The organism is Roseateles sp. P1_C1_2 (assembly GCF_056406535.1).
Genome location: NZ_JBFUAB010000018.1, coordinates 162123 through 174212, shown reverse-complemented (window position 1 = coordinate 174212; position 12090 = coordinate 162123). Strand labels below are relative to the sequence as shown.

Sequence of the window (12090 nt, the reverse complement as noted above, 5' to 3'; positions counted from 1 at the left end):
TCGCTGGGTTGGCGCCTTCAAAGCCCAGCTCCTGCAGATCCAACTCATCGACAAAGGCGTCAACGACTCGGACCGGGTTGTCTGCGTCGACGAAGTCGTCAAGGCACTCGGGTAGCAGCGTGACCTGGTGTCGGCCTTCTCCCTCGATGAATCGCTTCATGTGGCAGCCCGTGCTGTGGCGTTCACAAAATTTAGGCGGCGGTGCGTCCAATCAAAGGAGGGTTTTCACACAGCCTCGGCTGCCAGCCGTCACTCGCGGCCGGCGTCTTGAATGACCGCCGCGACGGACACCCGACACACAAGCCTGTGGGGCGATTGGAGTCACACATCTCTAGTGCCGAGACGCCTCGTCTGACTCACGCCCCTACATGGACGCCTTGCGATGGCGCGCCGCGACTTTAAGTGACGCTCGCTTGCAGGCCGCGTTGTGCACGGCAGCGGTGGGTTTGCCCAGCTGGCGCCACCGCTCCCCGCGCCGGCGCCCAGTTGGTTGCCGGTGAAGACCTTCGGCGGCTACCAGCCGCGGAAGCTCGCGCTTGGCGCATCACCAGCGTATGCGGCGATGTGTGGTTGCAGCAGCGGGTGCGGGGTGCATGGGCACAACCATGCGGCGGTGGCGCGTGCGGAATTGCCTACGCGGACACGCGCGGCTTCTGAAGTGCGCTCGGTTGTTCCTGCTGGGTATAACTTCCAATGGTCGGGTTCTGATCCGGCAAGACAATGTGCTTTTCATGCAAGACAGCAATACCGCGCTCTAGGAAATCGTGTTGCGCTGATAAACCCTCGCTATCACTCCGGACTTGAGACCCAACTGTGGCAGACAGAAAGCAAATACCCACCGAAACAAAGCTGCGATTGTTTTCAGCGGCGGCGGGACGCTGCCAGCGACCTGACTGTCTTCAAGAGTTATTCCCAATCGAGATGGGCGGAGACAAACATATCGCTGAGATGGCGCATGTAATACCGCATGGGGAGGCTGGGCCGCGTCACGAAGAACGTCCTGTTGGTGGGTTTGATGTCGACGGGTACGACAACTTAATCCTCTTGTGTCCAAAATGTCACACCATTGTAGACAAGGCTCCTGAGCAGTATTCCAGGGCAACAATGCTAAGCTGGAAAAGAAACCATCTTTCAGCTTTGATGCTTGCCCAGGGGATTCGCTCCTATGCCGACCGGAGGCAGGTCAGAGCTGCACTGGTAGTCGCCATGGCCGAAAACAAAGCAATATGGCGAGAGTTCGCTCCCTCCGACGGTTCCAGATTTGAGTACGACCCTGAGTCGGACGCGGCTAGGACGTGGACGCAGAGGATGCGAGGCGTAATCTTGCCTAATCACTTTCGCATGCAATCCATTGTCGAGGCTAATGCGAGCCACCTGACCGCTGAGGAGCGAGAAGCTTTCGCGAATTACAAGGAACATGTTCGGGGTCTCGTTGAGCGACATGTTTGCGGAATCGCTGGGGGTGCGACTCGATACCCGATTGCCATGGATGAGATGTTCCAATGAGCTGGCAGATCAATTACGCAATTGAGCTTCTCACCAAGAGCATATCTTCCTTAGCAGCTCAGCATGTTGGAGGCGATGCAATTCGCGTCTCGATGCCTGGTCGGCCTGACACTATTGCAGTCGTTTCTGCTGACTACACGATTACCCAGGCTCTAGCCACTCAGTATCATCAGAATATTCCCGAGATGGAGTTCTTGTGTGGGTATCGAAAGGAGTGCGTCTGGGAGGGTGGCGCAATCAGCTATTTAGAAGCGAATGCAATAGGCTGGGGCAGCGCTGGAACGCTTGGTTCTGCTGTGAACAGTGGAAATTTAAGGGGCGCAACCCATAAAGACTATTTTTTTGCATATCGGCTCATCAGCCAAATAAAGTCCATAGAGCACCTAGACAGAGAGTTTGATCGTGTGCTCAAGGCGACCATGAAAAATGGTAGGACGATAAGAATTGGAATGATTATGGCGTATGAGCCAACAGCCGATGCTGTTCGCACCATGTGGGATCGCTTTGGGCCGATAGATGTAGCTTGGAATATAAATCCAAATGGTAGCCCGACGGCAAGCGCGATTGATGCGGCACGTGCACTCGGCTGCAGGGTGATGAAATGGGACGAGTTAGGACCATTGCTGCGGGCGAGCAAATGAAATCATCTGCTGTGGCCAAGCACTTGCTCAAGTGCTGCGCGTCGCTTTGCCATTTTCGATCATTTATGTTTGGCTCGTCTTTGCGTGGCGTTGGAGTAGATTTAGATATTCTCATTGTCGGCCCTGCTGGTGAACTACTTGCACGATTGAAGTATGAAATGGCATTGGCAGGACGTGAATTGCCACTGGATGTGCTCTATATGCTTCCCGACGAAGAAGCTGAGACGAAATTCATTGAGCGGGCTGGGTGCATTCCGCTATCGCAGCTGGCAATAGATTGAGAGCCCAACGAGCCTAACCGAACGATTCCTTCCATCTCGGCTAACCTCGTCGAGCTGGTGCTGGGTCCTTCGCTGCAGCCCGGCCACGGATCGGACGTATGGGGCCACTAGCGTGCAGGACGTTGTGTCCCGCCTAGGTCGGGCAATCGACGCGATAGTGGACTGCCAATCCCGTCAAGAGACAAAGGCTCGCCGCTCTCCACGGCATCCTTGAGCTTCTGAGGTGCTTGTCGCCGCACCCCTCAGCGTGTTCGAAGCTATGGACGTACTCCCGATTGCGTGCCCAGTCGCGAAAGCTCATGCAAAACGTCTTGTGAAGGTTGCCTGCTTAGATCATCGACGAAGGCGGGCTTGGAACTGCTGCGCGGGACGGCCTTCAGCCGAGCGCGGTTGCTTCTTTGCAGGGTAGCGCCCATTTCCTGGTCAAGCTTTCATTACCGCTCCTGTCCACCACTCGCAGCGTCACGGGTATTGCCGACGGGACGCTCTGCGTGACGCTGCAGTAGTCCTCGAACGTGTCCAGCACCCGTTGGCTGTGATCGAGCTCACTGGTCGGCGTATGCGGCGATGTGTGGCTGCAGCAGCGGTTGCGGGGTGCACGGGAACGACCAAGCGGCGGTTGTGCGCGCGGAGTTTCCCACGGCGAACACGCGCGGCTTTTGTGGGCCGTTGGTTTGCTCCTGCTGGGTTTGCATGTGACTTCTTCCCTGGGGAAAGATTAGTCATTTATGCCGGATTGGCACCTTTCCTCTCGTGATTCTCGAAGTTGTTTGAATTCAGAACGAAAGGAATCGGTGTCGATCATTCCTGCTGGAACCATATTGTCTGGAAAGCGGGTGGAGGTGCTGTATATGGCTCCCTTCATTTTGGCGCCTGCAATATTTGCTTTGGTGAGGTCTGCTCCTTCAAGGAGTACCCCCTCCAAATTCGCACCGCGAAGGTCGGCGTAAGAAAAGTCAACCCAGCGAAAATTCGATGTTCGGCGCTCCTTCCAGGTTACCTCTCGGGGATGAAAGGAACTAAGGTCAGCATTGCGCATGTCAGCGGACGCAAATGAGGCGCAATTTGCATTGACGCCGCGCAAGCTGGCACTTGAAAAGTTAGAATTGGTGCCGTAGTTCTCATCGTGCATAAGCGTTCCGAGTTTAGCGTGGCGCAAATCGGCATTTCTAAAATCAACGCCAGAGAAATTACTTCCCTGGGCATCAATACTCATGAGATTTCCACGTACGAAGGATGATTTCGCAAAAGAGGCGAGTGATACCCTGGCCCCTCGTAGATTTGAATCGTCCAACTTCATTCCACTCAAATCCAGCCGTTCAGCAGTTGAGTGGCGTCGTGAACTGATTTCGAGGTTGCTGAAGTCTGCGCCACTCATATCTCCTCGCCAATTCTTTCGCGAGTTTCCGCAAGAATTGTTTTCACAGCGCGATGAGACTCCGATGAGCCAACTCACCAGCCAATCTTCATTAGGCTTCTTGTTGTTCCCAATCCATTCGGAAGGTGCAAATAGCTGAGGTTCCTGGGACACCTCGGTGCTCGCTACGGATGAAAGCATTGAAACGCCATAGGTGAAGTTGCTTGGGCTTGATGACGTGAGTGTGAAAAAATTTGCCATCATCAGCGCCGCCCTCTCTGTCTGCCGTTCATGCTGCCCAAGGAACAAAGCGTAGACAACTAGATATGCGCTTACTATGGAGCCTATGAAGAGATAACCGCGAGGTCCAAATATCTCGAGAATAAAATTCCAAGCCCATGACACAGGCGGAATGTGCAGGACCTTGCTCAAGAGTTTTCGCGCCTGTGCGGCCCGGGGTGAGAGGTTTCTCTTGGTGGCAGCGTTGAAGCTGGGTTTTCTCAAGTGTTTGACGGAGCCATTCGGTGCGTGATGGGCTCTCCTCCATTTTCCTCGAACCATCCTTGACATTCCTCCTGATATCGTATTGTGACGCCGGTCAGTGTTTTCGGTTGGGCCGCGGAGCGTGATCGGAATTACGATTGACCAAGCCTCGGATAGACGTCTGCGGGCCGTATTCAACCGCATGAAATTAGTTGGTGACATGCGGTATGTACGGCAGCCAGATTACTCTGCAAACCAAGGAATGTCTCACAGCAGGCCGACATTTCAGACCTGTACGCCGAGCTCACCGTCATGGGTGGCCGGATCGCGCACGGCAGCGGCCCGTTCGCTGACGAAGCGCCGCCGCCGAAGCCGAGCCCCGACTGGAGCCCCGTTCGCCGTTTCGGTGGCTACCAGCATTGCAACGCTGCCGCAGGGCTGTTCACGAAGGCGGGGCAGCGGTCCAGCATCGGGTGCGGTTGTGCGAGCGCATGTGGCGTCCACGCACGCGATCACTCCTGGACGAAGGATGTGCCTGTTGGCGACACGCGTAGCTTCTGGGGCGCGCTCGGTTGTTCTTGCTGGGCGCTTTGAGGTAGGTCAAGGCAGCAACCGTCTACGACAGCTTGAGGCTGAACGCCGCCCCCGACAGCTGGCAAGTTGAACGACTGCTTCCGCTGCAAAGCCGACGTAGGGCCGATCGGGCCACCGAAGGACGGCTTCAGGCTGTAAGAGGACTTTCAAGCCGAGCACGGCGAACCGTCTGACTACGCCTGAGACGACTGCCTCGCTGTAGGCCTGCATCGGAGCGGAAGGGTTACGCGGCGCCTTTAGTTTTGCTCAGCAGTGCCCGTGCTTTCGGAACTCTGGCCTGAAGAGCCAGAAATCGAGRGCCCTTTCGTACATCTGCCTCGTAATCCTGAGCATTCGACGAGTAATGCTCGTGGACCGCTTCAATATACGTTTCGCAGATTTCGATCTCACGCTCGTAGTGCTTGGCCTTACGCAGAAGCAATGCTGCTCGCTCAAAGTAAAACGGCGCGGCTACGACCTTGGCTCGCTTCATCGTTTCCAGTTCTGCCTCGCAGCATCGGAGCATCATCCCGAGGTCGTTCTTGCTGCCCTCAGCGAGCTCCCACGTCTGCTTGCCGTCGACGAGGGTGGCACCTTCCATGACCCGAGTTATGTACTCACCGGAGGTGGGTGATTGCGAGGAAGCGGCGTTCATCAGAGGTGACTCTGCCAGTCGGGGGAAGCTGGCGCAACGGTGAAATCTCCAGCTAACGACTGGACTGCCGTAGCTGGCCAGCTCGCCGCAACCAATGAAACAAACCCGCCGCTCAAGTTCCGGTCGGCGACCGATACATTGGCAATCCCTGCTTTTCCTCCCTGAGCAGGCGCCTTGCGCGAGCGAAGGCATTCAGCCCCGGCCTGGCGCCGGGGCATCTTTTTGCCCACGACGTGTTAAAGCCAGATGGACCGTTCCAGGCTGAGAGCGGCCATCCGACCCAAGCCTTGCGCCCGACTGCTATCGACCCGCTGTGGACTACAAGGCAGCCTATCTCTCTGCCGAAAAGCCGTCTCTCACACCTGATCTGTCGCTAGGAGGAATGCGCGCTAGCCGCTCCGATAACGGGCGGTTGCGGCCAAGAAGCCAGAGATTGGTCTGCTCAGATAGCAGCTCTGGCGAGCTAACGGCCGAAGCCCGAGAATCCAAGGATGGCGAGGAATCAGAAAGACAACTTCGGCGAACAGGTGAAGCGAGATTTACGGGAGCGAGTCGCCCACCATTGTTCAAACCCCGGCTGCCGTGCCGCCACGGCAGCCCCAGGAAGGGGCAATGACGGCGTGCTTCGTGACGGCGATGCCGCACACATCGAGGCCGCTTCACCGAAGGGCCCCCGGTACAACGATGGGATGACATCGGAACAACGATCATCCATCGACAACGGGATTTGGCTTTGTCAACGATGTGCACGGCTGATCGATCAGGACCCGGATCGATACACGGTTGCGTTGATGCGCTCCTGGAAGCAGCAGGCCGAGGAAACAGCAACTCGCGAATTGGGGCGTGCGCCGCTTAGCGAGGCTAACGTTCAGCAGCAGATGGTTTCGGCGCTCGTCGGTACGCCCAGCCTACAAACGGCCCTGCTTCAGAACGCTCACACCGCAGTGAAAACTGGGCTTGAGTCGCTTGACTCTCGCATCACAGTTTCGACTCGCTATGGCGACAGTGGGCCAGAAATCACCCTGCACGCGAAGGAAACAGTTGCGCTGACTTTTCGAATTGAGGCGGGCAAAGACGATGACATCGCGCCTAGGCTCGATGCTTTTCTGGAGCAAGGTGAGGCCCTGTCAATTTCCGCCCGGAGCGTGACTATCCAGGGGTCGCGAGCCGTTGAGGCTGCATTTGAGCCTGTGCGAAACAACCCATCTGGCCAGCTCCGATTTCAGCCCCCAAAGCGCAAGGCAAAGATGAGGATTTGCCTGCTGCACCCGGATGGTACCGATCGCCTTCAACTGGATGACGTCGATGGATATCTTCAGAACGGCTCGAAGGAACTAACGTTCCATGGCGTGGCATGCGGAGGAATGGTGCGTCTCAAATGTGGCACGCGCATACAGAATCTAGCTACGGCAAGCTTCACGTTTGAGGTAGACATCAACTCATGGGTCGGTTTGGATATTGCGACCTTGCCATACTTCGATGACGTTTCGCAGTTTGTGGATCGCCTCTTCAGAGGCTGGTTAGTCGAATTTGAGTTGAAAATCGGAGGAAGAAAACTCTTTGCCGGGCGCGATCCATCCGGATCAATGAAGGTACACATGCGCAGCATGCAGGCGTTCTTGGCATATACACGCAGCGCACAACGCCTCGCCGAGATTCTTGGTCGCCGAATTACGTTTCACCTTACAACAGTTGAACGCGAAGACCATTTGCAACTCGACGCATTCATCAAGTATGGTGCGCCAGGCGATGTTCGCGGGAAGGACAGCCTAGCCTCTCCACTTACGTCAATGTTGGAAGTTGAAGATAGCGGACAGAACATTCGCACAATTTTGGAAAAGACGAAACCTGCCGAACTCAAGTACGTCGAGCAGGAAACGCAAACGTTACTTGTTTTCGGCGAGCCGATTGCGCTGCCAAGACGGATCTTCACATTCAGCGCAGTTCTGCCGCACATCGAAGCGGACCTTTCCCAAGTAGCCGACGGAGAGTCGGTTTTGGTTGAGTGGCGCCCCGCCGATAATTTCAAGTGGTGGTACGACTTCGATCCGGGCGACGCGGTAATCGGCAGCACCGGCTAGTGTTAACGCGCACTTGTCGATAGACGGCAATCTCGACTCAAGCGGGAGCTCGGCAAAAAATAGCCGTCATTCGTGAATGTCTGCTCCGGGCTGACAGCGTACGCGCGTCGGAGCCGACTCGACGAGCCGCTTCCGCTGCGGAGCCGCCGCTCATGCGGCGACGTCGATTCAGGCTGACCCCGGCAGCCGGCGATGCTCATGAAGACTGGATCGCAGGCTCGCCCTCCAGCGCACTAGCTTTGCTCGGGCTTCCGACGCGCCGCGTCCGCCCTTCGCAAGGCCTTGCTGGCATCCTGCAGAGCTGACAGTTCATGCCAGGGGGCCGCCGCAATTGACATGCTCCCGTCTTCTCTGAGAGACACGGCTTCGAATTCTCGGTGAGCACTCGAGGTCACCCTTACCCACCACTGAACGCCGGCATAAATCGTCCCATAGCAAGGCCGATTGCCGAACGAACTGGCTCGCGGCGGGGACACCATCTGAACGATTCTGTGGTTGTCGTGGCGAACCACTGCATATCCAAAGACGGAGTACCGGTCTGCGCGGCCTGGATCAAGACCGAGCAGCAGTTGCCGCATGCGTTCTTCGTGAGCCCCCAATTGAACCTGGGCGAACGTGGCAGACGTGCTGACACCCGCGCGGAAGATAATGCTCAGATGGAAGAGTTTGAAGCTCCGATAGTCCCGGACGCGAACCAACTCGACGTGGTCTGTCGGCCATGGATCTGGCAGCGGGAACTTGTCGCACCAATCTGACTTGAATGGCGCCTCCACGTGATTGCTGAAGTGCTGCTCGCATGGCTCGCAAAACAGCTTTTCGGTTATGCCTTTCTGCAGCGGCTTCCAGCCCTTTGTGCCGGCGCCGTTGATGCCCATCATCTGATGCTTGTCGTTATAGAGACCCGAATAAAGGAACTCTGGAATGATGTGCGAATCGCACAACTTGCGATCTTTGAGGCAGAGGCGGCATTGAGGCATGTCGTCAGCCTACATGACTGCCGCTATCGTCAGTAGGCGCTGATGCTGTCCCGTATGAGGAAAACCATTGCTTGACCCAGCAGGTGCTTTGCCGGATGGGAGAGGCGGCGTTGGCCTGACCCGGCGGCGCGGGGGCTGGGTAGCCACTAGTCACCCAACGTCGGAACAGAACCGTCACTGTCCTTCAAGAACCAGGCTCATTGGAGGCCGTTTCACACTCTGAGCCTGCACATGCCATTCGGCCGGTAGATGCATCAAGGCGTCTATTGCCGCTTCAATGGCGCGTAGGGGCCGCATGCCTCACCGCTCGGAAGGAGCCGGTGCGAATCCCGAAAACGAGTCGCAGATCCGAGGCCGGCACGCGCGCCTAGTACGCCGCGTCGACCTTCAACAATAGGCTTCGGGAGGTAGTTGTGTCCACATTGGTGGAAACCGCTAATTCGCTGGTTTGACCCATAACCCGCTAGTAGCGGATTTTAAGTCCGCTGCGTTTACCGATTTCGCCACCCGCGCGGCGAGCGGATTATCCGGGCCGCACAAAAGAAAACGGGAGACTCGATTGCTCGAATCTCCCGTGAATTTGGAGCGGGTAACGAGGCTCGAACTCGTGACCTCAACCTTGGCAAGGTTGCGCTCTACCAACTGAGCTACACCCGCGCATTTCGCTTGATCTTGCGATCAAACATCGGTGCGACCGATTTTTTTGGAGCGGGTAACGAGGCTCGAACTCGTGACCTCAACCTTGGCAAGGTTGCGCTCTACCAACTGAGCTACACCCGCATGGTGCTTTTGGAGGCGCGATCCGGAGTCGAACCGGACTAACCGGATTTGCAATCCGGGGCATAACCGCTTTGCTATCGCGCCGTCGCCAACTTTTGAATCTCGCCCGTCACGGCCGTTGGTGCGACCTTGACGAAAATGGGAAGCCTGGGCTTCCCATTTAGGAAAAAACTGGAGCGGGATAAGAGGCTCGAACTCTCGACCTATACCTTGGCAAGGTATCGCTCTACCAACTGAGCTAATCCCGCTTTGTTCCGTCAGGCAAACAACTCTGCAGCTGCCTGTCTAGCGAAGCTGGCATTGTAATCCAATTTTTGGTCGGATGACAAGCCAGCCGCACTCAATGTGGCACCACGGTGCTCTTGGCCGCGCCCTCTTCCGGCTTGGCCGCGCTAACGGGCGTTTCTTCGTCGGGCAGCGGTGCCGGCATGGATTCCAAGGCGACCTCGAGCACGCGCTCGATCCAGCGCACGGGCACGATCTCGAGCTGGTTCTTCACGTTCTCCGGAATGTCCTGCAGGTCCTTGACGTTCTCTTCCGGGATCATCACGGTCTTGATGCCACCGCGGTGAGCGGCGAGCAGCTTTTCCTTCAGGCCACCGATGGCGGTGACTTCGCCGCGCAACGTGATCTCGCCGGTCATGGCGACGTCGGCGCGCACCGGAATGCCGGTCAGTGCAGACACGAAGGCAGTGGTCATCGCGGCGCCCGCGCTCGGGCCGTCCTTGGGCGTGGCGCCGTCAGGCACGTGCACGTGCACATCGCGCTTCTCGAAGACCTCGTCCTTGATGCCGAGACGACGGGCGCGTGAGCGCACCACCGTACGAGCAGCCTCGACGGATTCCTTCATCACATCGCCCAGCGAACCGGTGCGGATGATGTTGCCCTTGCCCGGCATCGCGGTGGCTTCGATGGTCAGCAGATCGCCGCCCACTTCGGTCCATGCGAGGCCGACGACCTGGCCCACCTGGTTCTTCTTCTCGGCACGGCCAAAGTCGTATTTGCGCACGCCCAGGAAGTCGTTGAGGTTGTCCTCGGTGACCGTAACCTTGCCTTCGTAGGTCTTGAGCTGGATGCCCTTGACCACCTTGCGGCAGATCTTGGACATCTCGCGTTCAAGCGAACGCACACCGGCTTCACGCGTGTAGTAGCGGATGATGCCGCGCACGGCCGACTCGGTGACATCCAGCTCCTCGTCCAGCACGCCGTTGTTCTTGCGTTGCTTGGGCAGCAGATAGGTCTGGGCGATGTTGACCTTCTCGTCCTCGGTGTAGCCCGACAGGCGGATGACTTCCATGCGGTCCAGCAGGGCCGGCGGGATGTTCATCGAGTTGGACGTGGCCACGAACATCACATCGGACAGGTCGAAGTCGACCTCGATGTAATGGTCGCCGAAGGTGTGGTTCTGCTCGGGGTCCAGCACCTCCAGCAGCGCCGACGACGGGTCGCCGCGGAAGTCCATGCCCAGCTTGTCGATCTCGTCGAGCAGGAACAGCGGGTTGCGCGTACCGACCTTGGTCAGCGACTGCAGCACCTTGCCCGGCATGGAGCCGATGTAGGTGCGGCGGTGGCCGCGGATCTCGGCTTCATCGCGCACGCCGCCCAGGGCCATGCGGATGAACTTGCGGCCGGTGGCGCGCGCCACGCTCTGGCCGAGCGAGGTCTTGCCGACGCCCGGGGGGCCAACCAGGCACAGGATGGGCGCCTTGACCTTCTCGACGCGCTGCTGCACCGCGAGATATTCAAGGATGCGGTCCTTGACCTTCTCGAGGCCGTAGTGGTCTTCGTTCAGCACATCCTCGGCATTCTTGAGGTCGTGCTTGATCTTGGTCTTCTTGCTCCAGGGCAGGTTGACCAGGGTGTCGATGTAGTTGCGCACCACCGTCGCTTCGGCGGACATGGGCGACATCAGCTTGAGCTTCTTCAGCTCAGCGTCGGCCTTCTTGCGCGCTTCCTTGGGCATGCGGGCCGCGAGGATCTTCTTCTCGAGCTCCTCCATGTCGGCGCCTTCTTCGCCGTCGCCCAGTTCCTTCTGGATGGCCTTGACCTGCTCGTTCAGGTAGTACTCGCGCTGGCTCTTCTCCATCTGGCGCTTGACGCGGCCACGGATGCGCTTTTCGACCTGCAGGATGTCGACTTCGTGCTCGAGCAGGTCGAGCAGTTTTTCCAGGCGCTTGGCCACTTCGGCCAGGTCCAGCACGGCCTGCTTGGCGTCGAGCTTGAGCGGCAGGTGGGCGGCGATGGTGTCGGCCAGGCGACCCGGGTCATCGATGCCGCCGATGGACGTGAGGATCTCGGGCGGGATCTTCTTGTTGAGCTTGACGTACTGGTCGAACTGCTGCGTGACGGCGCGGCGCAGAGCCTCGACTTCGGGCGCGTGCTCGGTCTCGGGCGGGATGGGCGTGACTTCAGCGACGAAGTGCTCACCCGGCTCGGTGATGGAGCTGGTGGTGGCACGCTGCAAGCCTTCGACCAGCACCTTCACGGTGCCATCAGGCAGCTTGAGCATCTGCAGGATGCTGGAGACGCAGCCGACCTCGAACATGTCTTCGGGCTTGGGCTCGTCCTTGCCGGCGGCCTTCTGGGCGACCAGCATGATCTGGCGACCCGCTTCCATCGCGGCTTCCAGGGCCTTGATGGACTTGGGCCGGCCCACGAACAGCGGGATGACCATGTGCGGGAAGACGACCACATCGCGCAGCGGCAGCAGCGGCAGCGTGATCGGGTCGGCGGGGAGGATGGGATGTCCGGACATG

General features: G+C 58.1%; 8 protein-coding genes, 5 tRNA genes and 1 pseudogene. 4 read left to right on the top strand and 10 right to left on the bottom strand.

The annotated features are described in order from the left end of the window. Positions 1-160, bottom strand: a pseudogene (locus tag AC1D2H_RS19130) (IS5/IS1182 family transposase); the annotation flags it as partial. A 761-nt stretch (positions 161-921) separates the two neighbouring features. Between AC1D2H_RS19130 and AC1D2H_RS19125 the strand changes: the two are divergent. From AC1D2H_RS19125 to AC1D2H_RS19115, 3 genes are read left to right on the top strand one after another with little or no spacing between them, the layout of a single operon-like run. Beyond that, positions 922-1506 (top strand): HNH endonuclease, encoded by a 585-nt coding sequence (locus tag AC1D2H_RS19125; protein ID WP_478012063.1) that lies wholly within the window; start codon positions 922-924, stop codon positions 1504-1506. Continuing rightward, positions 1503-2147, top strand: coding sequence for a hypothetical protein (locus AC1D2H_RS19120; RefSeq protein ID WP_478012062.1), 645 nt, complete (start codon positions 1503-1505; stop codon positions 2145-2147). The genes AC1D2H_RS19125 and AC1D2H_RS19120 overlap by 4 nt, the downstream gene beginning before the upstream one ends. Then, entirely contained in the window at positions 2144-2428 is a 285-nt protein-coding gene (locus AC1D2H_RS19115; RefSeq protein WP_478012061.1) for a hypothetical protein, read from the top strand. The genes AC1D2H_RS19120 and AC1D2H_RS19115 overlap by 4 nt, the downstream gene beginning before the upstream one ends. 718 nt (positions 2429-3146) lie before the next feature. Here AC1D2H_RS19115 and AC1D2H_RS19110 read toward each other — a convergent pair. Continuing rightward, positions 3147-4217, bottom strand: a complete 1071-nt coding sequence (locus tag AC1D2H_RS19110; RefSeq protein ID WP_478012060.1) for a pentapeptide repeat-containing protein — start codon at positions 4215-4217, stop codon at positions 3147-3149. An 868-nt stretch (positions 4218-5085) separates the two neighbouring features. Next, positions 5086-5496, bottom strand: a complete 411-nt coding sequence (locus AC1D2H_RS19105) for a hypothetical protein (RefSeq protein WP_478012059.1) — start codon at positions 5494-5496, stop codon at positions 5086-5088. A 491-nt stretch (positions 5497-5987) separates the two neighbouring features. Between AC1D2H_RS19105 and AC1D2H_RS19100 the strand changes: the two genes are divergently transcribed. Beyond that, a complete protein-coding gene (locus tag AC1D2H_RS19100) occupies positions 5988-7577 on the top strand; it encodes a hypothetical protein (protein WP_478012058.1) in 1590 nt (529 codons plus the stop codon). A gap of 233 nt (positions 7578-7810) precedes the next feature. Here AC1D2H_RS19100 and AC1D2H_RS19095 read toward each other — a convergent pair whose 3' ends face one another. From AC1D2H_RS19095 to lon, 7 genes are all read right to left on the bottom strand, one after another. Then, positions 7811-8554 carry a hypothetical protein gene (locus AC1D2H_RS19095; RefSeq protein ID WP_478012057.1) on the bottom strand — a complete coding sequence of 248 codons (744 nt, stop codon included), beginning with the start codon at positions 8552-8554 and terminating at the stop codon, positions 7811-7813. A gap of 423 nt (positions 8555-8977) precedes the next feature. Continuing rightward, positions 8978-9063, bottom strand: a tRNA-Leu gene (locus AC1D2H_RS19090). A 72-nt stretch (positions 9064-9135) separates the two neighbouring features. Then, positions 9136-9211: transfer RNA gene (locus AC1D2H_RS19085), tRNA-Gly, on the bottom strand. Positions 9212-9258: 47 nt separating this feature from the next. After that, positions 9259-9334 (bottom strand) — tRNA-Gly (locus AC1D2H_RS19080). Between the two features lie 10 nt (positions 9335-9344). After that, a tRNA-Cys gene (locus tag AC1D2H_RS19075) sits at positions 9345-9418 on the bottom strand. Positions 9419-9506: 88 nt separating this feature from the next. After that, positions 9507-9582, bottom strand: a tRNA-Gly gene (locus AC1D2H_RS19070). A gap of 92 nt (positions 9583-9674) precedes the next feature. Then, a complete protein-coding gene (gene lon / locus AC1D2H_RS19065; protein ID WP_478012056.1) occupies positions 9675-12089 on the bottom strand; it encodes an endopeptidase La in 2415 nt (804 codons plus the stop codon). Between the last annotated feature and the right edge of the window lies 1 nt (position 12090).

What these genes read in the sequence shown, in the direction of transcription:
- AC1D2H_RS19125 (WP_478012063.1), top strand. Translation starts at nt 922, where the DNA reads ATGGGCGGAGACAAACATATCGCTGAGATGGCGCATGTAATACCGCAT.
- AC1D2H_RS19120 (WP_478012062.1), top strand. Translation starts at nt 1,503, where the DNA reads ATGAGCTGGCAGATCAATTACGCAATTGAGCTTCTCACCAAGAGCATA.
- AC1D2H_RS19115 (WP_478012061.1), top strand. Translation starts at nt 2,144, where the DNA reads ATGAAATCATCTGCTGTGGCCAAGCACTTGCTCAAGTGCTGCGCGTCG.
- AC1D2H_RS19100 (WP_478012058.1), top strand. Translation starts at nt 5,988, where the DNA reads ATGGCGAGGAATCAGAAAGACAACTTCGGCGAACAGGTGAAGCGAGAT.
- AC1D2H_RS19095 (WP_478012057.1), bottom strand. Translation starts at nt 8,554, where the DNA reads ATGCCTCAATGCCGCCTCTGCCTCAAAGATCGCAAGTTGTGCGATTCG.
- lon (WP_478012056.1), bottom strand. Translation starts at nt 12,089, where the DNA reads ATGTCCGGACATCCCATCCTCCCCGCCGACCCGATCACGCTGCCGCTG.